The following is a 24,630-nucleotide window of genomic DNA, read 5'->3' as shown; positions in this document are numbered from 1 at the left end:
TGCACGGCGTATCAAACTTACCTCAGTTAGTAATGGGGCCAATGGTTCGCCGAGCAGATGCAGGGCGAGTGTGCTTTCAATTTGTTACAACTAGGCCTTGCCAATACCGAATAGAGTTTAGCGGTGTTGAAACATTCTCTAGCTTAGAATCAATCCAATTAGGGCAAAACCTTTACTTAAATTTCATAAATGTCATGCCAGTCAGTGGCCAGTTTGCAGTTGATTCACTGATCTACTATTCATTACATGATGAAGAAAAAAGCCTTGATTTATCGTCTTATTGCTATGAACGTGCCGAATCTCCGGCATTTGTGATCCCCAATCGACTCGATAGAATTCTGCATGGTTCGTGTCGTAATCCTCATCACCCTGCAAAAGATAGCCTTGTGGCTGCAGATAATTGGCAAAATGGTCAGCGCCAATCTCTTAATGCAGGTGCTGACCTATTATTGTTATCTGGTGACCAAATATATGCTGATGATGTCGCAGGGCCTATGCTGCTTGCGATTGAAAAAGTGATTAGCTTGTATGGTGTGTTTCAAGAGCCAGCGCTTGATTTAGATTTACCAACAGGGTTCGAGCAGCAACTTTATCAGCGCCATTTACACTTACCCAAAGTACCTTGGCAGAAACGGAGCAAATTTGGTGTTGGTTATTGGCTCAAAAAAGATGAGCCACACTTCTCAAGTTTAAAAGCTGAAAACCACTTAATTCATTTTCAAGAATTTATAGCGCTTTATTTATTAAACTTCAGCGCTGTTACTTGGCAGCTAATTGAGTTTGAATCAATTGAATGCCCAGCATTAGCCCCTAAATACGCTAACCTATTTAAACTTGAAAAGGACGCACTGCTTGGCTTTGCACAGGGTCTTCAAAGCGTTGAAAGGTTATTCGCCAATGTGTCGACATTAATGATGTTCGACGATCATGATGTCACCGATGATTGGAACTTAACCGCAGGCTGGGAGCAGGCTATTTATCAGCACCCAGCTAGCCGTCGTATTGTAAATAATGGCCTGATTAGTTATTGGTTAATGCAGGGGATTGGTAATGATGCAGGTGATAACTCGCTGTCTTTATTAGCCAGTTTTAAACAAAGCCTGCAACAACAGAGCTGGCATTTTAACGACTTTGATAAGCTAATACTCAATTTTAACCATTGGCATTACGAGCTTAATACCATCCCCAAAGTTGTGGTGCTCGATACCCGAACCCATCGCTGGCGTAATGAGCAAAACTTCAATGAACCATCTGGCTTACTTGATTGGGAAAGGCTCACCGAATTAGAAGAAAGCTTATTGTCTCACGATAAAGTGATTATCGTATCTCCAGCACCGGTGTTTGGTGTTAAATCGATTGAAGCTATCCAAGCAATTTTTAATTTTTGCGGGCAACCTTTGTTGGTTGATGTTGAAAACTGGATGGCCCATGAAGGTTCTGCTAAAAAGCTGTTAGATACTTTTCGCCGTGAAGATACGCCAAAAGAAACCTTGATCCTCTCTGGTGATGTTCATTATTCATTTTGTTTTTCAGTGCAAAAGCGCTTTGGTAAGCATAAAAACCGAATTTGGCAGTTGACTGCCAGTGGTATTAAAAATGAGTTCCCACGCAAACTTATTAATGTACTCGATAAGCTCGACTCAATTTTATATGCGCCGAAAAGCCCACTTAACTTTTTCACTAAACGTTGGCAAATGGAAGTTGATAAACACCAAACCTTAGGCGAAGGGCAAAAGTATTTGGTCAGTAATGCGGCTATCAGCTTAATTGAGCTCAATGACGGTTTGCTAGCTAAATATGAACTTATTCACGCTGATAACCAAATAACTGAATTTGATTTAAACGATAATTAATCGATTGCTTTGCGATTAGCCTCAACGTAGTCAGCAACATTACTTACTGTATCTAACCAAAAACCATTTTTAGGATCTTGTAGATAAACTATGAGCTGCTCTAGGGCGTCGGTGCCTGTAGTGTACTGATTTCGTTTGCCAATATCGTGGCCTGCCAGAATTATCCAACTATTGTTAGTTCGGTGCTGCTCTATGGTTTTTTTAATTTCTTCGAAAGTAAGCCCATCAATGGGTAAGCTAGTTAACTGCGAAAAGTCTGTAAAGTTGGGGTTATTCGCCGTTTCGTCGAGCCAAGTTCTACCTGTTTTAAAGTGCTTGGCTATTAACGGTACATAACTTTTAGTATTTGCACCACGGCCAACAAAGGTGTTACCGCAAGGGTAGGCAAAAGCGGTTGGTGTCACGTTGAGTGTGGCTTTTATATAGTCTTGCCCCTTTAAGATATCTTGCTCCATTTCTTTTAACGTAAATTGCTCAAGCGACACCCCAAGTTCACGAAGCCATTCAAAGTTGCCAGTACACAAGTGGCTTGCCGAATGATTAGCAATTTCGTGACCTGTTTTTACAGCCATTTGCCACTTTTCAACACGTTCTTTTACGTTAAAAGGGGATACATAAAATGTCGCTTTTATTTGGTATTTGTTTAAAAGCGCTAAACCGGTATCAACTTGGCTATGTCTTGCATCATCAAAAGTGATACTGACAGCATTTTTAGCCTTATTAGGGTAGTCAAAGCCTAGGTAGTCACTGCTTTTTGCCAGAGTTTGGCAGCTTATTAAAAATGGTAGTACGACGCACAAGGGTTTAAGCATAATCAATCCTTTATCATTGTTTTTACAATGAAATCAAAAAGGCTAATGCTTTGCTATGCGACTTTTGAATAAAAAAACGCCCAGAACGAATCCGCATTGTTCTGGGCTTAGGGGGTGGCTCGTGTGAGCCTGCGCTAACTATAAAAAAACACCTTCTAAATTCAGTAGGGAGAAGTAGAAAGTACTTTTAAGTGTAGTTAATCAGCAGGAAATTGCACGGTAAATGTACAAATTTTATACTAATTTAAAATCAGTCTGTTACAGCTTTTTACCTAAATTAGCGCCTTATTTATACAGTCTTTATGCGCAACTTATACCCAAGTTATCAACTGGGCATTTTGGACCAAATCACGAGGTAATGAGTTCTTAATTTTATTCTTTTGCCACTTACCTAAGCCTACCGGACAACCACATAACATTAAAACTACTTCACCATTATCTTGCGTTGGTTTTTCGAGCCTAATATCTTTACCGTTAAAGTAATCGTTTGCTTGGCAAGCAGACATCTCAAAGGTATTTTTATCGCAATCTTGGCCAAAGACAGTGGCAAACTCGTGAGTTAAGCGAACACCACCTTTGTGGATCACACCAAGTTGAATACCTAAACGTGAGTATTTAATTTTATCTTGCAGTTCATCAAAGCCATCTGGAAACAACCAAAGCTCTTTATCACGCTGCATTAACGTGCCTTTGAGTGATTTTAGACCGAACTGTTTTTTAATTGTTTGCATAAACGCTTGGCTTTGCTTTTTATCAAACTCAGCAAACGGAAATGCGCCTTTTTTAACTTTTTGATTAGGGTTATCGCTTGACGCTATTTTTTTAAATTTAGCGATGAAGAAACCTTCACTGTCGTAAGTTTGCGGCCAAACATGTAAATAACCTTCGCTGGTTGTCGCTTTGTCTGCGCCATCAAACAGGCTATTGAGCGATTGTACTTCGATGCAACCCGGAAACTCTGCTAATAGATACTCACAAACTTGTTGGTTTTCAAGGGGTGTTAAAGTACATGTTGAATAAACTAGAGTACCGCCAGGCTTTAGGGCATAAAAGGCACTTTTGATAAGGGCTTTTTGCACAGCAGCAATATCAATATTAGATTCGATTGACCAATTCTTTAGGGCGTCTGCATCTTTACGAACCGTGCCTTCACCTGAACACGGGGCATCTAGCAAAATGCTGTCGAAGCACTCATACATGTAATCCCCGAATATCACACCGTCAAAATGTGATAATGCACAATTACCCACACCCATACGTTTGAGGGTTGCTGCCAATACTTTTAAGCGTGACGATGACAACTCATTGGCCACTAACACACCACTATTATCCATCATTGCGGCGATTTGTGATGTTTTTGAACCTGGAGCCGATGCCATATCAAGTACTGCATCGCTTTGCTTAATTTCGGCTCTCAGTGCTACCGGCGGTAACATTGAGCTAGCTTCTTGCACATACATAGCGCCACTTAAGTGTAAATCGGTATTACCAATTGCAAGGGCGGCTTCTTCGTCGCTTGGTCGTGTTAGCCAGAATCCTTCTTCACACCATGGAATTGCTGTTAATTCCCATCCTTTATTGGCGCATTGACGCTGAAATTCTGAGACTGACATTTTTAATGTATTTACGCGAACTGAGCGTCTAAGTGGGCGACGACAGGCAGCAATAAAGTCGTCTAATGATAAATGTTCAGGAAGGTAGCTTTTTACATCATCAATAAATGAATCTGGAATATATGTATTAGCGTCCACTAAATGGCTCTCACATCACGTAATAATAGCTGGATCATACCATTTATAGCGCTATCAGGGGATATTTTTAGCTTTTTAAGAGTGATATTGAAGTGTCGACATATTGCTAATATAAATGTTCTTTATAGCCATTATTTTTGATAAATATCAATTTATGTCGACATTTTGCTGGTTTTTTAGCCTGTTTTTCCGATCTCAAGGTTGACACTTGCAATGATAGGGCGCATAGTGAACTCACAAATTGTCGACAATCTTAATTTAGTACTTTGATAGACCTATTATGACAGAGCAAAAAGCCAATGATAACTACAACGATATCACGATAACAACAGCATCAGACCAAGTGTTTGTCGACATGCGTCGTGAAATTGTCCAAGGCACCATTGAGCAGGGTAGCAAAATTTCTGAGCCAGAACTTGCTAAACGCTATGGTGTAAGCCGTGCCACCTTACGTGAGGCGCTAAATCGTTTAGAGAGCTGTTATTTGGTAGAGCGTAAAGCAAATGTCGGTTGTCGTGTTGTTGCGCTAACCGCAGAGCGTTTAATCGAAGTCTATCAGGTTCGTAGTGCCCTTGAAGGGCTGGCTTGTCGGTTAGCTGCCGACAACATGGAACCTGAAGAAGTGCAGGGTTTAAAACAGTTATTGAACCAGCACTTACAAACACAGCGTGTAAAAGAAGGTGAATCATACTACCAAGAAGCGGGCGACCTTGATTTTCATTATCGCATTATTAAAGGGTCGAAAAACGCACACTTAATTCATCTTTTATGTAATGAGTTGTACCAGTTAATTCGTATGTACCGTGTACAAATGGGGATGGTTGGGCCGCGTGTATCAAAAGCGTTTGATGAACACTTGGCTATTATTAATGCCATTGAAAACCATGACGGTGAATTAGCCGAAATGCTTATGAAGCGCCATATTAGTGCGTCTCAGGCAAATATTCAGACTAAGTTTGACTTACTCGCAGCAAAAAATCAGTAGCGCGGTAGTTAAGCAGTCACAATTTAGATTTAAAAAATAGAGTCAGCCAAAGAGCTGAAACCGTTCAAAGATAGGAGTTATCCAATGTCAGCAGGATTAAAGTTCAAACAGGCAATCGCCAACAACAAGCCATTGCAAGTGGTTGGCACCGTCAACGCGTACTGCGCAATGATGGCAGAGAAAACCGGTCACCAAGCACTTTACCTCTCAGGTGCGGGTGTTGCTAACGCATCATACGGCATGCCAGATTTAGGTATGACTAGCCTTGATAATGTACTTGAAGATATTCGTCGAATCACCAGCGCTACCGACTTACCGCTTCTTGTTGATGCTGACACAGGGTGGGGCGGTGCTTTTAATATTGCTCGTACCGTTAAAGAAATGACCAAAGCAGGCGCAGCAGGCTTCCATATTGAAGACCAAGTAGCACAAAAACGTTGTGGTCACCGTCCTAATAAAGAGATCGTGTCTAAAGATGAAATGGTTGACCGTATTAAAGCTGCGGTTGATGCCAAAACAGACAGTGATTTTTACATTATGGCGCGTACTGATGCATTCCAAAAAGAAGGCTTAAATGCAGCGATTGACCGCGCAGCAGCGTGTGTTGAAGCTGGTGCAGACGCTATCTTTGCAGAAGCGGTGCATGATTTAGCAGATTACCAAGCGTTTGCTAAAGCGTTAAATGTGCCAATTCTTGCGAACATCACCGAATTTGGTCAAACACCACTTTATACAAAAGAGCAACTGAGCGAAGTGGGTGTTGAAATTGTACTTTATCCACTTAGTGCATTTAGAGCGATGAACAAAGCTGCACTTAATGTGTATTCGTCTATTCTTAGCGAGGGCTCACAACAAAGCCAAGTAGACAATATGCAAACACGTGCGGAATTATATGAGTTTTTAGATTATCACTCATATGAAAACACACTCGATAACCTTTTCTCAGCTAAAAAATCATAACGACAACATATAAGGAGAACACTCATGGTAGATAAAGCATTAGGTGGCGCAGGTTTACGTGGTCAAGTAGCAGGTGAAACAGCACTGTGTACAGTAGGTAAGTCAGGTTCAGGTTTAACTTATTGTGGTTATGATATTAGTGAATTAGCAGATAAAGCGCAGTTTGAAGAAGTGTCTTTTTTACTGTCGCGTGGTGAATTACCAACAGAGTCTGAGCTGACTGAATATAAAGCAAAGTTAAAATCACTACGTGGTTTACCAGATGCACTAAAAACAGTGCTTGAGAACATTCCTAAAGACGCGCACCCAATGGATGTAATGCGCACTGGTTGTTCTATGCTAGGTAACCTAGAAATGGAGCAAGATTTCTCAGAAGCGAATGATGCGATTGATCGCCTAGTTGCCGTATTCCCAAGTATTATTTGTTACTGGTATCGTTTTAGCCATGACGGCGTTCGTATTGAAACTGAAACAGATGATGATTCGGTAGGTGCACACTTCTTACGTTTATTACATGACGAAGCACCATCAGCACTGTTTGAGCAAGTAATGAATGTGTCTTTAATTCTTTATGCAGAGCATGAGTTTAATGCATCAACATTCACTGCGCGCGTGTGTGCATCTACATTGTCGGATATTCACTCTTGTGTAACGGGTGCGATTGGTAGCTTACGTGGCCCATTACACGGTGGTGCGAACGAAGCCGCTATGGATATGATTGAAGGCTTCACAAGCCCAGATCAAGCTGAAGATGCATTAATGGGTATGCTTGAGCGTAAAGACAAGATCATGGGCTTTGGTCACGCCATTTACCGTGAATCAGATCCACGTAACGTGATCATCAAAAAGTGGTCAGAAAAACTGGCAGCAGAAGTGGGTGATGATGTTCTATATCCTGTGTCTGTTCGCTGTGAAGAAGTTATGTGGCGTGAAAAGAAATTATTCTGTAATGCTGATTTCTTCCATGCATCTGCGTATCACTTCATGGGTATCCCAACTAAGTTATTCACGCCAATTTTCGTGATGAGCCGTGTAACAGGTTGGACAGCACACGTGAAAGAGCAACGTGCTAATAACCGTATTATTCGCCCAAGTGCAGATTATACGGGCCCAGAAGCGCGCAGCTATACGCCAATTTCTGAGCGTTAATCGTTAATTAAATCACTGATAGGGGTAGCTTAGCTGCCCCTTTATGAAGGGGCGAAATAAATACAAAAACAATCAGCCCACCTTTGTTCACCGTCACCAAGTACAAGTAGAATTATCATGAATACAAATTTTAGAAAACCATTAGCAGGCACAGGAGTCGATTACTTTGATACTCGCGCTGCTGTTGATGCAATTAAACCAGGCAGCTATGCCACACTTCCTTACACATCGCGAGTACTTGCCGAAAACTTAGTTCGTCGCTGTGATCCTGAAATGCTAAATGATGCACTGTCGCAGTTAATTGACCGCAAGCGTGATTTAGATTTTCCATGGTTTCCTGCGCGCGTCGTGTGTCACGACATCTTAGGTCAAACAGCGTTAGTTGATTTAGCAGGTCTGCGTGATGCTATTGCTGCAAAAGGCGGCGATCCTGCAAAAGTAAACCCGGTGGTACCTACACAGTTAATTGTTGACCACTCATTAGCGGTTGAACACGCAGGTTTTGAACCTGACGCATTTGAAAAAAACCGTGCTATTGAAGACCGTCGTAACGATGACCGTTTCCACTTTATCAATTGGACAAAAACAGCATTTAAAAATATTGATGTGATCCCGCCGGGTAACGGCATTATGCATCAGATTAATCTAGAGAAAATGTCACCGGTGATCCAAAAACGTGATGGCGTGGCATTCCCAGATACCTTAGTTGGTACAGATAGCCACACACCTATGGTTGATGCGTTAGGTGTTATTGCTGTCGGTGTAGGTGGTCTTGAAGCTGAAAGCGTGATGCTTGGCCGTGCATCTTACATGCGTTTACCTGACATTGTGGGTGTTGAACTAAAAGGCAAGCCACAACCGGGTATTACTGCAACCGACATTGTATTAGCGATCACCGAATTTTTACGTAATGAAAGAGTTGTGTCGACCTACCTTGAGTTTTATGGCGAAGGTGCTGATGCACTAACCTTAGGCGATAGAGCAACAATTTCTAATATGACGCCAGAGTTTGGCGCAACAGCTGCGATGTTCTACATCGATGACAACACACTTGATTATCTACGTTTAACTGGCCGTGAAGAAGAGCAAGTTAAACTAGTTGAAACATACGCAAAAGAGACTGGCCTTTGGAGTGATAGCCTTAAAACGGCTGAATATGAGCGTGTGTTAACCTTTGATCTATCATCAGTTGGTCGCAATATTGCGGGCCCTTCGAATCCACATCGCCGTGTTGCAACTAGCGATCTTGATAAAGCGGGTATCACTGGCGTTGTTGAGAATGAAGAAGGCTTAATGCCAGATGGCGCCTGTATCATTGCAGCAATCACAAGTTGTACTAATACCAGTAACCCACGCAACGTTATTGCTGCAGGTTTACTTGCGCGTAATGCCAACGCTAAAGGTTTAACTCGTAAGCCATGGGTTAAAACATCACTGGCACCGGGTTCTAAAGCGGTTAAGTCTTACTTAGAAGAAGCAAATTTATTACCTGAGCTTGAACAACTAGGCTTTGGTATTGTTGCCTTTGCGTGCACGACCTGTAACGGCATGAGTGGTGCGCTTGATCCAAAAATTCAGCAAGAAGTGATTGACCGCGACCTATACGCAACGGCTGTACTGTCGGGTAACCGTAACTTCGATGGTCGTATTCACCCTTATGCTAAACAAGCATTCTTAGCTTCACCACCACTGGTTGTTGCTTATGCTATTGCCGGTACTATTCGTTTTGATATCGAAAAAGATGTATTAGGGCATGATCAACAAGGTAACGAAATTCGCCTAATGGATTTATGGCCATCAGATGAAGAAATTGATGCGGTGATCAAACAAAGTGTTAAACCTGAACAATTTAAAAAGGTTTACGAGCCAATGTTTGATTTAAGTGTAGATTACGGTGAAGACAACGACCCGCTTTACGAATGGCGTCCACAAAGTACTTATATTCGCCGTCCTCCTTATTGGGAAGGCGCATTAGCGGGTGAGCGCTCTTTGAGTGATATGCGTGCGTTAGCTGTGTTGGGCGACAACATCACTACTGACCACTTATCACCTTCGAATGCGATTTTAGCGTCAAGTGCTGCTGGTGAATACCTGGCTAAAATGGGTCTCCCAGAAGAAGATTTTAACTCGTATGCTACTCACCGAGGTGATCATTTAACAGCACAGCGTGCTACATTCGCTAACCCTAAGTTATTGAATGAAATGGTTAAAGAAAATGGTGAAGTGAAGCAAGGTTCATATGCTCGCATTGAACCAGAAGGCAAAGTGACGCGTATGTGGGAAGCTATCGAAACCTACATGGAGCGCAAACAACCGCTTATCATTGTGGCTGGTGCCGATTATGGTCAAGGTTCATCACGTGACTGGGCTGCAAAAGGTGTTCGCTTAGCTGGTGTTCAAGTGATTGCAGCCGAGGGCTTTGAGCGTATTCACCGCACTAACTTAATTGGTATGGGCGTACTACCGCTTGAGTTTAAAGCAGGCACGACGAGAACTACGCTAGGTATTGATGGTAGTGAGAGTTTTAGTGTCAAAGGTGAGCCAACACCCGGTGCAACCCTGACTTTAGTGATCACCCGTGCCAATGGTGAAATCGTTGAAGTACCAATGACGTGTCGTTTAGATACCGCTGAAGAAGTGTCAATTTATTCAGCGGGTGGTGTGCTGCAACGTTTCGCGCAAGATTTCTTAGAATCTGAGGAGCACTAAGTAATGGCGTTTAAACCACAAATTAAGGTGCCAGCGACCTATATGCGTGGCGGCACCAGTAAAGGGGTGTTCTTTAACTTAACTGATTTACCTGAGCCTGCCCAAGTGGCAGGTGAGGCGCGCGATAATCTGTTATTACGTGTGATTGGCAGCCCAGATCCTTACCAAAAACAAACTGATGGTATGGGCGGTGCAACCTCAAGCACCAGTAAAACGGTGATTTTATCGAAAAGTACTAAAGCTGATCACGATGTTGATTATCTGTTTGGTCAAGTGGCTATCGAGAAAGCGTTTGTTGATTGGAGTGGTAATTGCGGCAATTTAACTTCAGCAGTCGGGGCCTTTGCTGTGTCGAACGGCCTTGTTGAAGCCAGCAAAATTCCAGATAACGGCGTTGTTGAAGTTAAAGTATGGCAAGTCAATATTAGTAAAACCATCATAGTGCACGTGCCAATTACTAACGGTGAAGTGCAAGAAACTGGTGATTTTGAGCTTGATGGCGTGACCTTTCCAGCCGCTGAAGTGAAACTTGAATTTATGGACCCTGCAGATGGCGAAGGGGCCTTATTTCCAACAGGTAACTTAGTCGATGAATTAGAGGTGCCGGGTATTGGTATGTTGTCTGCAACGATGATCAATGCGGGTATTCCTACAGTTTTCATTAACGCCAGTGAAGTTGGCTACGATGGCACAGAGCTACAAGAAGCCATTAACGGTGATGCATCGGCACTTGAAAAGTTAGAAACGATTCGCGCCTATGGGGCGTTGAAAATGGGGCTAATTTCTCATATTGATGAAGCAAAAGCACGTCAACATACGCCAAAAGTAGCTTGGGTTGCACCAGCTAAAACTTATCATGCATCAAGCGGTAAAATTGTAAATGAAACCGATATTGATTTAGTAGTACGTGCTATGTCGATGGGGAAATTGCACCATGCCATGATGGGCACGGCTGCGGTTGCAATAGGTACTGCAGCTGCTATTCCTGGCACATTGGTAAACCTTGCTGCAGGTGGTGGTGAGCGTCAGGAAGTAAACTTTGGTCATCCTTCTGGCACTTTAAAAGTCGGCGCTGCTGCAACACTTGTTGATGGCAATTGGCAAGTCACAAAAGCAAGTATGAGCCGAAGTGCACGTGTATTAATGGAAGGCTGGGTTCGAGTTCCTCAATAGTACACAGCTGTGCACAGATATAATTTAAATAAAGCGGCGGTTACGCCGCTTTGTCTAATCCGTAGCACTGTTGCTTCATACCTTCAATAAACTCGTCAAACTTGCCGCTCTGTTGCATGAGTTCTATTTCATCATTTAAGTCTTCTAAAACTTTTTGCCAGTGCGGCGTTGATTTGCTGACAGAAAAATATAGCGGTTTGTATTCAAGCTTAGGCTCTAATGCGACCAGTGATTCTAGTATTTGTCGTTTGCCGCTAAATGATAATTCAGACTTGTAAACGCTTGCTTTTAACACTTCAAGATCTGCCACAATTAGGCTTACGCGGTTGCTAAGTAACAGGTGAATTAGTTGGTACTCATTATTAGCGACGATTGTGTCGATTTCTTTATTATCAATCATGGCATCGAGTTCTTTGGTGTTTTTATATGAGCGAACTACACCAATAGGCAAGTCTTTTACAGAGTTTAAATCCCCATTAAATGGAATTTGAGTTCCTTTTAATGCCACGAATGATAAATCCCCACCTGGAATAGCATGACTCAAGGCGAGTAAATCGTTGCGGGTTTTATCGAGGAAATTATCTGAAATAACATCATCTTCAATGAAATATTCAGGAAAGAGAATATCAGCGCGACCTAATTCAGCTTCTCTTACGGCGCGTGCCCAAGGATAAAAGCTAATGTGCACGCCATAGCCTTTTTCAAGTAAGGAGCTTACAGCAAATTGGTAAAGCCAGCCTTTGTTGCATAAGTTTTCGTCTATATAAGGAGGCCAATCTAAAGTAACGAGCTTTAAAACATGTTTGGCATCTAAGTTATAACCATATCCGCCGTTGAAACGCACCGCTTCTTCAGTGATGATTTCGCCATTTTTTTCAAAGCTAACAGGCGTAAGGCCCGCAAGAGCTTGATATGAGGCGAATAAAAAAAATACGGTTAGTAGTTTCATAAATTGTTTAAGTTTTTGTTATTTATATAAAGCTTAGCCTTTTGCCGTAAATATACAACCTAGTAACTGTAACAATATCTAACGGATGGAGTACATTTTTCGATCACAGCTTATTTTAATAGGCTTGAGTGACAAAAAGTTTACATTTGTATTATGATATCACTTAATGCTTTTGCAGCTTAAGGATAACAACAATGATAAAACCAAGTATCTATATATCACTTCTAACAAGCTCTATGCTTGCTCACGCACAATTACCGCTTAGCGTTACAAGCCCAGATGGACAAATAACTGTAAAACTCGAAAAACAACAAAATCAGCTTGTTTATAGCGTAAATTATGGCAACCAAGAGTTTTTGCAGCAATCACAGCTTGGTTTAAATACCAACCTGGGTGATTTTTCACAAAGCCTAAAATATAAAAGCCATACAACAGCTTCAGTCAATGAAAGCTATAAGCTGCATAATGCGAAGGTGAGTGAAGTAAACTACACGGCAAATTCACTCAAAGCGCAATTTGAAAACCAAGAGGGCAGAATGCTTGGCGTCGAATTTAACGTGTCTGATAGTGATGTTGCATTTCGTTATCAGATATCGGGTGCTGAAACAGATACCCGTATTAAGGTGTTAGCTGAATACAGTGCTTTTAACCTACCAGATAATGCAACTACATTTATAAGCCCACAAGCCTTACCTGAAACGGGCTGGATGCAAACAAAACCAAGTTACGAAGAGCCTTACACCTTTAACGAAGCTCTTGGAACACCGTCAGCGAACGGCGTGGGCTATACCTTTCCTGCATTATTTAAAAATAGCGATAAAGGCTGGTTATTAATTTCTGAAACCGGTGTTGATAGTCATTATGTTGGCTCTAAACTAAGCGAAGGTACGAAAGACGGTGTTTACCGTATTTCATTTCCTCAGGCTGGAGAAAACAATGGCATTGGTGCAACTTATGCGGCTATGGCAATGCCTGCAACCACACCTTGGCGCACCATTACGTTAGGAGCAAGTTTAAAGCCAATTGTTGAATCAACCGTGGCGTTTGATTTAGTTAAACCCCTTTATCAAGCAAGCCAAGATTATAAAATGGGTCGTTCAACATGGAGCTGGATTGTTTGGCAAGACCCAAGTATCAACTACGATGATCAAATCAAATTTATCGATTTAGCTGCGTCATTAAACTTTGAATATGTATTAATCGACAATTGGTGGGATAAAAACATTGGCCGCGAGAGAATGGCTGAATTGGTTAAGTACGCCAATGGTAAGAACGTTGATGTTATTTTGTGGTACAACTCAAATGGCTGGTGGAATGATGCACCACAGACCCCACAAAATAGAATGAACAGTGCACCAGCACGTCGAAATGAAATGGCGTGGCTGCAAAGCATTGGTGTAAAAGGGCTTAAAGTAGACTTTTTTGGTGGTGATAAACAAGAAACCATTAAACTTTATGAAGATATTCTCACAGATGCAAATCAGTATGGTTTAGTGATCACCTTTCATGGTAGTACCATCCCGCGTGGTTGGGAAAGAATGTATCCGAACTTCGTCACATCTGAAGCGGTACTGGCATCGGAGAACCTTGTTTTTCATCAAAACTCGTTAGATTTACATGCCTATAACGCGACTATTTTACCGTTCACTCGTAATGCTATTGGCGCTATGGATTTTGCCCCAGTGTTTTTAAACAAACGCTTATCTCAAGATCAAACCGTCGGCACTATTCGCAAAACCACAGATACATTTGAACTGGCAACAGGTGTGCTTTATCAATCACCAGTACAGCATTTTGGCCTGACGCCAAATAACCTTGAAGAACAGCCTCAATTTGTTATTGATACTTTAAAGATGATGCCAACGGTATGGGATGAAACACGCTATATTGCAGGTCAGCCGGGTCAAGATGTAACGATCGCAAGGCGTCATCAGCAAACATGGTGGGTAGCAGCCGTGAATGGTGAAAATAAAGCCAAAACATTCGATATTGATTTACCTATGTTAGCGGGCAAAAAAGTCACCCTGTTGTTTGACAAAAAAGATGGCAGTGCTGGTACTAAGCAAGTCACAGTAAGTAACAGTGGCAAGTTAACCTTAAACTTATTAGCTCAAGGTGGCGCACTGATTATTGGTCGCTAACTGTGAGTTAATAGGCGATAAACAAAACCAAGTAGAGAAAAGCGAGCAGGTTGCTCGCTTTTTTTGGCTTTAGTTGCCTTACTAATTTGGGCGTGCTAGATTTCGTTGGGTGTGGTGATGTACTACACCGCTTTGAGGACGACCTTAAAGTTGTTATTTAAATTCGGGGACGACCCCATAAAGAGGTCGACCATGAATTGGATCCTACTTATTGCTGCTGGCTTACTTGAAGTCGCTTGGGCTTATGGCCTAAAACAATCAAACGGTTTTACTAAACCACTCATTTCATTCTTTACCATCTTAACCATGGCTGCGAGCTTCTATTGCTTAAGCGTGGCGCTTAAATCATTACCGCTCAGTTTGGCTTATGCAGTTTGGGTAGGTATCGGCATAATTGGCTCTGCAATTATTGGCATGACGTTTTTATCTGAAGGCGTAAGTCTATTAAAAATTGCCAGCTTACTGCTGATTGCCCTTGGCATTATTGGTTTGAAATTAGCGAGTTAAAGTTCGATAATTCGGCAGTTTTGTTTTAATTAATCCTTTTTCATTATATTCTTCTCGTCGAAGTATGAATTTAAAAAGGAATGAAAATGTATTGGGGATTATTAGGACCAGATAAAATTACCTCACAAAGGAGAACGCGAACATTAGGGTTAAGTTCAATTGTTCGTAAGTTTAATGATTTAGCCGTACCAGGTTTAGGTGGAGTTAAGTACGCTAAATCTGTTTTTTTAGCTTGTTTAGGTGTTGATGTTGCTGAAAAAGTTAGACAGTCAGGTAAACAGGTTACAAATATTCAAGTCACAAATGCGATAGAAGCACTTGCATGCTATTTGGCTTATGGCTCGACGGAGTGGAATAAAGATGACCGTTTAAGAGGCCGTACCAAATTAAACAGTCCAGCAGATTTAAGCTATAAAACTTTTAGCGGTACTAATTTTTATGTGACTCAGCCGATGCGTATGAGTACGGTGCAAGCATTACCTGGCTTAGGGTTTGTAGAATCAAAAGGTGAGAGATTTAATAGTTTTAGTCTTAACCAGCTGGGTAAAGATTTTGTAGACGCTGCTTGCGCAAGTTACAGGTGTCATCGACTTAGTATTATTGATTTTTTAGCTAGATGGGTAAAAGATGAAAAACAGCTCCCTTCATCATATACACCAAGCTTTGGCGAACTACTTCATGTAATGTCTCCACTTGTTCGGCTAGATCAGCATGCATTAAACTTGTTTAAGCAAGCTTTGCTTTCTGGTGAAAATAATAGTCGAAGAAGAGGTGTTCTTAAGTGGACGCAATCTGAAAACTTGAAAACTTATGTAAATTGGACAAAGCCTTTTTTTATTGAACAAACTCATTTTGATGATTTAAAAAGTGGAGCTTTCTTCTTTGAACTAAGAAATAAGTCTTTGGACTTGCTCAATGTAATTGAAGCTGAAATAGCGCCACTTAACCCACCAAGACTCGAGCTATCAGAACCTTTATCGCAAAGCATAATTGATGCAGTGAGTAACCTAAAAAAAGCTGCTAATGCTTTCCTGAGCCTTGAACATGATCCAAGCACATCAAAAGAAGCGACTTACTTTGCTAATCAATGCCTGCAAAAAAATGATACAGATATAATCATATCTTTATTAGAGCGAGATGAAGTTGTGCTTCGATGTCGGGGGAAACAAGTTCTTCCCGCAGCTGCATTTGGCAAACCAGAGCCTGTTAACAATGAAGAGCATGATTATTCTTTATTTCCAAAAGGTATTTCGTTCCGAGTATGGAATATGTATGTCCTTAATCAAGATTTTGAAAATAAGTTAGAAGAGTGGCTTGGTCTAGAGGGAGATAACGATGAGTAAGAAATTGCCCCCATCTTTAGCCAGCTATTTTGCTCCGCCTAGAGGTTTTAAAGGAGAGTTTGGTTTAGTAACAGGCTATTCGGCTGATGCTGAGTTTTTTAATGATGCGTTAGAAAAATTTACGTTAAATATGAAGGGGCAGAGGGCCTATCATGGAGGCATAAGCCTAGCCTTAATGCTTGACCCTAGTCACCCTCAGATATCTCCAATTGCATGCCCAGGCTTATTGCACCTAGCATTTAAAAACGATGCAACTAAACAGTTTAATTTATTGCATAGCAAAGTCGCATTACTTACTTTTAAAGCGATTGAGAGCGATGAGCAATTTATTCGTTTAATTGTTTCTACGGGTAACTGGACCAGACAAACACTTGAAAACAGCCTTGACCTTGTTTGGTCTATTGATGTTAAGCTCTATAATGAAGATGCACAAGGCAATGCTGATATTCTGGCTGCTTATCATTTTCTAAGTGATGTTCTTACCTATTTCGATACGGCTATTTTGAGTAACAGGGGTAACAGCAAGCTTATATCTGACACGCATAATAAATATGCAATGTTTCACAAGCTTTTAGATGAAGTGTTTGTTGAAGGTAATATAAAACCTCGCTTTTTTGACAATCGTTCAGCATCTCTTCTTGAGCAGTTGCCTGCTTTGGTAAAGCATCATTGTAACGATAAAAAGCGAAACTATTTAGCTTTAGGCTCCGGCTTTTACGAGGGAAGCTTAAGTGAAGGGGTCCCAAATGTAATCAGCGCTATCTACCAGCGTTTAAGTGATGAAAGCTTGCTCACAAAAAATGCTGAGAAAGATATTATTGTTAATCAGCACAGTTGTCAGTCTATTGCGAATAGCTTAAAAAGTTTAGATGAAAATAATTGGCAAGTATTAAAAGCATATGACCCATTATATCAAGGCGGACAAATGCAGCGAAGCTTGCATGCTAAGTTTATTTTTTCTGCTAAGTATTTACAAACCGATGATGAGTGTAAAAGATCGTGGGCGTATTTAGGATCTGGTAATTTAACTGGTCCAGGCTTTACCCAAAAAGCGTCAAAGTTTGGTGGTAACTTAGAAGCCGGAGTGGTCTTCAAACCTAAAGGAATAACGTGGTTTGGAGAAGGCAATCCAGAATCGGCTATAAGTTTAAAATTACCGGTTTGCTTTGATGAGAGCTATTACTTAACTGAAGCATCTCAACTAAGTGCAGGTAGTGAAATGCCTGAACATGATGCTGAACATTTATCTTTACCGATATCTTACTTTTTAATCGAAGAACTTGACCATGATAAACAAGTTTTAATACCCAATGCACCATTTACTGATGCATACACAGTCGCTAATACTTGCTCTGATAAGCTAACAGTTGAATCAGAAACCCGTTTACTATGGTATGGAAAACCACCAAGGCAACTCACTGTTTCATGGATTAATAATGGCACTGTCCACACTGAAGATATTCCCGTTATTGATCAATATGGTCGGATTGCTGCAACAGAACTCTCAGAATTAGCCCTTGATGATGCATGGTATATGTTTAGTTCTTTTCCGCTTCTACCAAGCTCTGAAACTGAAGGTGACGAGGGCGATGAAGCATCTGAAGATAATCTAGGAGTGAGGTCTGAAACAGATGTTGAAGTCGATAAAAGCTATTCAATTAACTCAATGATGGCTTTGATTGAGCTCATCGCAGAAAAGCAAACTGATGTACCAGAAAAAGACTGGTTACAATGGTGCACTCGCTTAGAGCAAACATTTTCTCAATTAAAGAACAATTTAGCTTTTGCTTTCTTTAAAGAGATAGGGGTTAATCCAATTTCACCATTATGGCAGCCTCCTTTTAGACCAGGTTATGCTGAAACAAATGCAACTGAGTCAGGTGCTTACTATGAAGAACTATTGAAACGTCTAGAACAAAAATTAGGCTTTGCAGCGTTAGCAAAATTAGGAGAGCAGTAATGAAATTTAAAGGTTGGGAGCAAGTAGCAAATATCATTTCTGACTCTTTGCAGACGAATGACAGGTTAAATGCAGGGCAAAAGCTCAGTGTTCAGAATTTAATAAAAACATTACCAAACTCAGGCGCCATAATTGCAGATGAAGTTGGTATGGGTAAAACACGTATTGCTGTTGAGCTTATTCATGCTGTTAAACAAGCTGGTGGACGTGTATTGGTTGTTGTGCCTACAACACTTGGTTTTCAATGGCAAAGTGAACTAGAAGAGAGAGATAAAAACCTAAAGCCTAAATCTGTAATAAGAAGTCTTTGGGGATTTCTCGATGTCTATAACGATGAAGATACAGCAGAGCCTTGGGCGGATGAGCATGTAGTTCTTCTTTCACAAAACTTTGCAAATTGGCGGTTAGGAGTCAGTTCTAAAGCTGAACGTTGGGCCTTACTGCCTGAGGTTTACGGCCAATATCATAAGTTTCATTATGGGAGTGTTCCAAGAGGTTACCATAAGCGCACAGACCTAGTGTCTTGGGAGGCCGAAGTATGTGCTAGAAACATAGTGACACATGCAAGTAAGTTACCTAAAAATCACATTATTAGCAAAACCCTAAGTGATGTAGTAAATAGCTTTAATTGGGGCATAAGTGGCTTTGAGGGTGATGTATTTTCAGCGGGGAGTGAATATAGAGCTCTACTCGAAAAAGCGGTAGGCTTGGGTTTAGGCGCTTTTGATTTAGTTGTAATAGACGAAGCGCATAAAAGTAGAGGTGAAACGAGTAGCCTTAGTACTATTTTGAATAATATAGTATTAAGAGCCGAGACAGCTCGTAATCTTGCTATGACTGCAACGCCAGTTGAATTAGGTGTTGGTCAATGGGAAGACATGCTTAGTAGGATTGAGCTTGAAAAAGATAAACGTGATGAAATCCTTGAGATGGTTAAACAATATGCCCAGGTTGTTTCAAAGTTAAAGAAAACGTGGCGTTCAGATCCATCAATTAGAAAACAGTTTAAAGACATTTCAAATCAGTTTCAGCAGGCTCTAGCGCCTTATTTGTTCAGAAGAGATAAGCGTCAAGATGAAACTATTAGAGCGTTCCAGAAAGCTTCAGACTTACCTATCAATGCTTATCGTAGGCAAATACCAGTCAATGTAGAAGTAACTGAACTTACAAACCAATGGAAAAAAATTGTTTGTGCCGTTGAAGGTCTATCAGCTGCAACTAGCATGCAGACAGATTCAACTTCTAAGAGAGCGAGGCTAACTTTAGCGAATGGTCACGGTATTGCAGGAATAATTGATAAATCAATTAATGCTTCTGAAGATGATGATGCATTAGAAGCTGATGACGTTTCCTTGCCTAGTAAAAAAGAGCAAAGAGCTCAGTGGTGGCAATCAATCATTGCAAATTCCTATCAATCGGGAGATGAGTCACTTTATAGTCATCCGGCCATTCTGAAAGTAATTAATGAGATTGAAAGTGATTTATCTCAGGGTCAGAAAGCACTTGTATTTGGCAAGATGACAAAACCAATGCGTGCTTTAGTTAACCTTCTAAATGCGAGAGAAATGCTTAGCTCTCTTCAACAAGCGCGTTATTGGCCTCAAAGTAAAATCCATGTAGCTACAGAAAACAGTTCAGAATCTGAAGAGCTGGCAGTAAAGGCGGCACTCGAACAGCTGAATATTGCATGGAGTATCGACGAAGTAAACCAGAAGCTAGCTAAACAATATACCCAGCACTCTTATAGGGTCGATAAGTTTAAAAACACTTTAATTGATAGGATTGAAGAAGCCAAAGTTGAAGTATTTGATGCTAGGACCTCTTCGTTGTTCGAAGCATTTAAAGCATCTGTGAATTTAAAACAACAAGAGCAATCAACAAATTTAAATGACTTTGCAAATGCAATATCTGAATTAATAGATAAAGAAGGATTTGAGTTTTCGTCAATTGAACTTGCACAAGGTTTTAAGGATTTAATGAGTGTGGTGACCGCTAAAAATGAGGGCGATGAAAATGGCGATGGTGAGTTAGATATTGATGAAGCAACAGGATTATGGCCGCTCATTACTCAGCGTGTTTCAGATGAGTTTGCTCATGTTAGAGGCGGTATGGCACGCTTAATGTACGGTGGAACGGAAGCACATAGTAGGAGAGTTATGCAGCTAGGTTTTAATCGTCAAAATAGTTTTCCTAAGGTGGTTGTAGCTCAGTCAGTAGTGGGACGTGAAGGGCTAAATTTACATCAAGCGTGTAGAGTTGTGTACTTACTTCACCCTGAGTGGAACCCTGGTGTAGTAGAACAGCAAATAGGTCGTGTTGATCGTCTTGGCTCGAGATGGCAAAAAGAATTCGAAGATTATCAAGAACAAGGCGGAGAATTGCCATTTATAGAAGTAAAGCCAGTGATATTTAAAGGCACTTATGATGAATATAATTGGCAAGTTCTTGATGCAAGGTGGGATGAACTTCGCTCCCAATTACATGGCGTGATCTTACCTGAGTCTGACAGAACTAATGGTGATGAAGAGATTTATGACGAGTTGTGTAAAGCAGCGCCTGATTTTACACCTTGTTGAAAAGATTTTGCATGTTCTATCTTAGAAACAAGCACCTTCTATAAGAGTTTGGTTGTTTAAGATAATCTCGATTCTCAAGTGTAGGTGGTCTTTAATTCCATAATAAAAATCCGATAGGCTGTTGCTCTATCGGATTTTGGGTCTAGATCAAATGCAATTTGGGATTTATTAATTAGTGTAATTTTTTATAATCAACGACTAGTTGCTGTTGTACGCCAAGGCCTTCAATGCCAAGTGTAACTGTGTCGCCGTCTTTTAAGTAAACCGGTGGAGTTTGCCCTAAACCCACACCTGGTGGCGTGCCGGTAGAGATAACATCACCCGGTTGTAAACTCATAAATTGGCTGAGATAACTAACTATAAACGCTGGATCAAACACCATGGTTTTTGTGTTGCCGTTTTGATACTGGGTATCGTTCACCTTTAACCACATATCTAAATTAAGTGGATCAGGAATTTCATCTTTGGTGACTAACCATGGGCCAAGTGGTCCAAATGTGTCACAGCCTTTGCCTTTATCCCATTGTGAACCGCGTTCTAATTGAAAATTTCGTTCAGACACATCGTTACATACACAATAACCGGCAATGTAATCATAAGCGTTTTCAACATCGACATACGAGGCGTGTTTACCAATGACAATGGCAAGTTCAACTTCCCAGTCTAGCTTTTCGCTATTTTTGGGCTTGATTATATTGTCGTTAGGGCCGCTAATAGCGCTGGTGGCCTTGCTAAATACTTCAGGCTCATTGGGAATGGCCATGCCAGATTCTGCGGCGTGATCAGCATAGTTTAAGCCAATGCAAATAAACTTACCTACATCAGCAATACATGAACCGATACGCACAGGCTCTTCAATAAGCGGCAAGGTGTTTAAGTCAATTTGACTAATAAAATTGAGTGTTACTGGTGATAAAGCTTGGCCATTGATGTCTTTGAGCACGTTACTTAAACAACGTAGCTTACCATCGCTATCAATGATGCCGGGTTTCTCTTGGCCAAAAGGGCCGTATCTTAGTAGTTTCATGATGATTCTCTTTACTTCTATTAGTTATTCAAGGTGACGAAACCGCCATCAATGGGAAAATTACTGCCGGTAATAAAGGCTGCATCATCTGAGCAGAGATATTCGACCAGTCCGGCAATTTCTTCTGGTTTGCCCATACGACCTATAGGTTGACTTTTAGAGAGCTTTTCAAACATTTCAGCTTGATTATCTGGGTAACTTTGGGCTAAAAAATCATCAACAAATGGGGTGTGCACTCGACCAGGCGCAATGCAATTACAGCGGATGCCATCATTTATATAGTCTTTTGCAACTGAATAGGTCATGGTTAATACCGCGCCTTTCGTCATTGAGTAAGCAAACCTGTGAGCAATACCAACCGAAGATGCAACCGAAGCAAGGTTAATAATGACGCCGCTTTTTCGAGATTTCATGCTCTCGATAGCTGCATGAATACAGTTATAAACGCCCTTAACATTAATGTTATAGAGTCTGTCCAAATCAGCTTCTGTGGTGTTTTCGATATTGCCGATATGGGCAATACCGGCGTTGTTAACCAAAATATCAATGGGGTAGTGCTTGGTAATCGTATTAAATAACTCGTGAACTTGTTGATGGTTTGCAACATCGACGGCGTACGCATCGGCACTGCCACTGTCGCGAAGAATTTCATCTTTCACTAAGTTTGCAGCGTCAAGGTTTAAATCAACCACCATGATATGCATGTCACGTTTTGCCAAACGCAAACAGATGCTGCGCCCGATGCCACTTCCACCACCGGTTACTAGGGCAATTTTTTTTGTGTTTTGCTGGCTCATAAAAAGTCCTTAACTGGGGGAATTAAAATAATTGGTAAAGTCTCTTGGCATTATCGGACCAAATCTTTCGCTGCTCAGAGACTGGTAGAACACTTATCAGCTCATCGCTGATGTAATGCCAGTCGGTATAACAGCCATTCATGTTAACCACTGGCCAGTCGCTGCCCCATAAAATACGGTTGGCTCCAAATAACTGATAAATGAGTTCAAAGTAGGGGCGATATGTATCGATATCGACACAACCTGCTTTAGCTTGTGACATGAGCCCAGAAAACTTAATTGCAACATTTTTTAAGCATGCGAGTTGATAGAGGGAGTCTTCCCATTGCTCTGATTTTGGCTTAGTTAAATCTGGTTTAGCCAGATGATTAATAACAATGTTTAAATTAGGATGTTGCTTTGCAATAGTGATGATATGCGGCAAATGGCATTCATGAACTAAGGCATCAAAGCAGAGGTTATGCGCCGCTAAAAATTGAAAAATTGGCGTAAATTCTGGGTTTAAGATCCAATCAATTTGCTCAATATCTTGCAGCATAGGGCGTACACCTTTGAAGTAAGGATCTGAAGCAAATAAGTTTAACTGTCTTATAGCGTTTGTATCGGTAAAGTCGACCCAACCAACAACACCTGCAATAAAGCTATGGGACTTAGCAAGTTTCAGTAAAAAACGCGTTTCATCATGTGAGTCGGCCGCTTGCACCACAATAGTGTTAGCAATGTCATTAATAGCAAGGGTCGTAGTGAGCCTTTCTGGTAAATAATCTTGATAAAGTACAGTTAAATCTTCACTTAACCAGCGATAGTCGCCACGGCTCAATTTCCAAAAATGTTGATGGCTATCTATTTTTTTAATCGGGTTGAGTGTGCTGATTGTGTTCATGATGCGTCTCCGCTTTCTGGAGTCGGTGCATGCTGTGCAATGAGACCCGCTGTTTTTAAATCTTGCCAAAACTGGTTCGGGATCACCTGATTAAATAATTCGACGGTTTTGTGCACCCGTTTTTCGTTACCAAGCCCAGGTATAACCGAGGCAACAGCGGGATGCGCGAGTGGAAACTGTAAAGCTGCAGCTACTAATGTGACATTATGATCAACACAAACAGCTTCAATTTTGGCGACTTTGTCGATGATTTCTTGTGGGGCTGGTTGATAGTTGTAGTATGGGTTTCGAAAATTGCTAACGCCCGTTGCTAATATTCCCGAGTTATAGGGCCCACCTAAGATAATAGACGCACCATGCTCTATACATGCAGGTAAAAAATCATCGAGAGGTTGCTGCTCTAATAGTGAGTAACGACCGGCTAATAAAAAGCAATCGAACTGACCAATTGCCATTGCACGTTGGCATATTTCAACTTCGTTAACCCCTAAACCGATAGCTTTAATTTGCCCACTTGCTTTGAGCTCTTCTAACGCGCGGTAGCCGCCTTGCTCAAATTGCATAAAATAAAAGGCATCTCGCTCGCCATGTGTATCAACCCCTAAGTCATGGACGAGTAAAATATCAATTTCAGCTAAGCCTAAGCGTTGCTGGCTATCTTCAAAAGAGCGCATAATGCCATCGTAGCTATAGTCATATTGAGCATCAAAAGGCATGGGGGTAGCAAAACCATGACGGAGCTGCGTTACATCAGCATGGGGATCTGGTTTGATCAATCTGCCAACCTTAGTTGATAGAATATAGTCTTTTTTACCAAGGCCGCGCAGGGCATCACCAACACGACGTTCACTTAACCCAGCGCCATAGCGAGGGGCGGTATCGAATAATGAAATGCCCACATCAATTGCTGCAGTTAAGGTGTTTTTAGCTTCTTCATCGCTCACTGCTTGATATAGGTTACCCATAGAGGCCGCGCCAAAACCGAGGGTTGAAACCTCAATGCCGGTTTTTCCAAGCGGACGCGTTTTAAATGTGTTTTTCATAACCTACCTCTT

General features: G+C 41.2%; 18 protein-coding genes. 11 read left to right on the top strand and 7 right to left on the bottom strand.

From position 1 onward, the window contains the following. Positions 1-32 precede the first annotated feature (32 nt). Positions 33-1,853, top strand: coding sequence for an alkaline phosphatase D family protein (locus EXT43_RS04260; protein WP_130166490.1), 1,821 nt, complete (start codon positions 33-35; stop codon positions 1,851-1,853). On the opposite strand, the gene EXT43_RS04255 is transcribed toward EXT43_RS04260, so the two are convergent. Further along, positions 1,850-2,665 (bottom strand): polysaccharide deacetylase family protein, encoded by an 816-nt coding sequence (locus EXT43_RS04255; protein WP_130166422.1) that lies wholly within the window; start codon positions 2,663-2,665, stop codon positions 1,850-1,852. The two genes, EXT43_RS04260 and EXT43_RS04255, sit on opposite strands and share 4 nt — an antisense overlap. Before the next feature lie 311 nt (positions 2,666-2,976). Further along, complete coding sequence (gene rsmF, locus EXT43_RS04250) at positions 2,977-4,416, bottom strand: 16S rRNA (cytosine(1407)-C(5))-methyltransferase RsmF (RefSeq protein WP_130166421.1); 1,440 nt, start codon at positions 4,414-4,416, stop codon at positions 2,977-2,979. A 280-nt stretch (positions 4,417-4,696) separates the two neighbouring features. Here rsmF and EXT43_RS04245 point away from each other — a divergent pair, with 280 nt between their 5' ends. The 5 genes from EXT43_RS04245 to prpF all read left to right on the top strand — a co-directional run bounded on the left by EXT43_RS04245 (position 4,697) and on the right by prpF (position 11,392). Continuing rightward, positions 4,697-5,401: a GntR family transcriptional regulator gene (locus EXT43_RS04245; RefSeq protein WP_054554723.1), complete on the top strand. Its 705-nt coding sequence runs from the start codon at positions 4,697-4,699 to the stop codon at positions 5,399-5,401. A gap of 84 nt (positions 5,402-5,485) precedes the next feature. Then, a complete protein-coding gene (prpB, locus tag EXT43_RS04240; protein WP_054561375.1) occupies positions 5,486-6,361 on the top strand; it encodes a methylisocitrate lyase in 876 nt (291 codons plus the stop codon). A gap of 24 nt (positions 6,362-6,385) precedes the next feature. Beyond that, entirely contained in the window at positions 6,386-7,510 is a 1,125-nt protein-coding gene (gene prpC, locus EXT43_RS04235) for a 2-methylcitrate synthase (protein ID WP_130166420.1), read from the top strand. A 117-nt stretch (positions 7,511-7,627) separates the two neighbouring features. Then, a complete protein-coding gene (gene acnD, locus EXT43_RS04230) occupies positions 7,628-10,219 on the top strand; it encodes a Fe/S-dependent 2-methylisocitrate dehydratase AcnD (protein ID WP_130166419.1) in 2,592 nt (863 codons plus the stop codon). A 3-nt stretch (positions 10,220-10,222) separates the two neighbouring features. Next, a complete protein-coding gene (prpF, locus tag EXT43_RS04225) occupies positions 10,223-11,392 on the top strand; it encodes a 2-methylaconitate cis-trans isomerase PrpF (protein WP_130166418.1) in 1,170 nt (389 codons plus the stop codon). A 40-nt stretch (positions 11,393-11,432) separates the two neighbouring features. Here prpF and EXT43_RS04220 read toward each other — a convergent pair whose 3' ends face one another. Further along, the gene (locus EXT43_RS04220; RefSeq protein ID WP_130166417.1) at positions 11,433-12,341 is read right to left on the bottom strand and encodes a transporter substrate-binding domain-containing protein; all 909 of its coding nucleotides are present in this window, start codon (positions 12,339-12,341) and stop codon (positions 11,433-11,435) included. A 194-nt stretch (positions 12,342-12,535) separates the two neighbouring features. Between EXT43_RS04220 and EXT43_RS04215 the strand changes: the two genes are divergently transcribed. The 5 genes from EXT43_RS04215 to EXT43_RS04195 all read left to right on the top strand — a co-directional run bounded on the left by EXT43_RS04215 (position 12,536) and on the right by EXT43_RS04195 (position 20,868). Continuing rightward, positions 12,536-14,482, top strand: a complete 1,947-nt coding sequence (locus EXT43_RS04215) for a glycoside hydrolase family 97 protein (RefSeq protein WP_130166416.1) — start codon at positions 12,536-12,538, stop codon at positions 14,480-14,482. Positions 14,483-14,674: 192 nt separating this feature from the next. After that, the gene (locus EXT43_RS04210) at positions 14,675-14,989 is read left to right on the top strand and encodes a multidrug efflux SMR transporter (protein ID WP_130166415.1); all 315 of its coding nucleotides are present in this window, start codon (positions 14,675-14,677) and stop codon (positions 14,987-14,989) included. An 86-nt stretch (positions 14,990-15,075) separates the two neighbouring features. Next, positions 15,076-16,332, top strand: coding sequence for a hypothetical protein (locus EXT43_RS04205; protein WP_130166414.1), 1,257 nt, complete (start codon positions 15,076-15,078; stop codon positions 16,330-16,332). Continuing rightward, the gene (locus tag EXT43_RS04200) at positions 16,325-18,292 is read left to right on the top strand and encodes a hypothetical protein (RefSeq protein WP_130166413.1); all 1,968 of its coding nucleotides are present in this window, start codon (positions 16,325-16,327) and stop codon (positions 18,290-18,292) included. Before EXT43_RS04205 ends, EXT43_RS04200 begins: the two co-directional genes overlap by 8 nt. Next, a complete protein-coding gene (locus tag EXT43_RS04195; protein ID WP_130166412.1) occupies positions 18,292-20,868 on the top strand; it encodes a DEAD/DEAH box helicase family protein in 2,577 nt (858 codons plus the stop codon). The genes EXT43_RS04200 and EXT43_RS04195 overlap by 1 nt, the downstream gene beginning before the upstream one ends. 172 nt (positions 20,869-21,040) lie before the next feature. On the opposite strand, the gene EXT43_RS04190 is transcribed toward EXT43_RS04195, so the two are convergent. The 4 genes from EXT43_RS04190 to EXT43_RS04175 are packed head-to-tail and all read right to left on the bottom strand — an operon-like array spanning position 21,041 to position 24,618. Beyond that, the gene (locus EXT43_RS04190) at positions 21,041-21,895 is read right to left on the bottom strand and encodes a fumarylacetoacetate hydrolase family protein (RefSeq protein ID WP_130166411.1); all 855 of its coding nucleotides are present in this window, start codon (positions 21,893-21,895) and stop codon (positions 21,041-21,043) included. 20 nt (positions 21,896-21,915) lie between these two features. After that, positions 21,916-22,692, bottom strand: a complete 777-nt coding sequence (locus tag EXT43_RS04185; protein WP_130166410.1) for an SDR family oxidoreductase — start codon at positions 22,690-22,692, stop codon at positions 21,916-21,918. A 22-nt stretch (positions 22,693-22,714) separates the two neighbouring features. After that, the gene (locus EXT43_RS04180; protein WP_130166409.1) at positions 22,715-23,575 is read right to left on the bottom strand and encodes an amidohydrolase family protein; all 861 of its coding nucleotides are present in this window, start codon (positions 23,573-23,575) and stop codon (positions 22,715-22,717) included. Next, complete coding sequence (locus tag EXT43_RS04175; protein ID WP_130166408.1) at positions 23,572-24,618, bottom strand: aldo/keto reductase; 1,047 nt, start codon at positions 24,616-24,618, stop codon at positions 23,572-23,574. Before EXT43_RS04175 ends, EXT43_RS04180 begins: the two co-directional genes overlap by 4 nt. Between the last annotated feature and the right edge of the window lie 12 nt (positions 24,619-24,630).

This window comes from Pseudoalteromonas sp. CO109Y (genome assembly GCF_004208935.1).
Lineage (GTDB): Bacteria > Pseudomonadota > Gammaproteobacteria > Enterobacterales > Alteromonadaceae > Pseudoalteromonas > Pseudoalteromonas shioyasakiensis.
The sequence above is the reverse complement of the archived record's forward strand: the minus strand, read 5'-3'. Positions and strand labels throughout refer to the sequence as shown.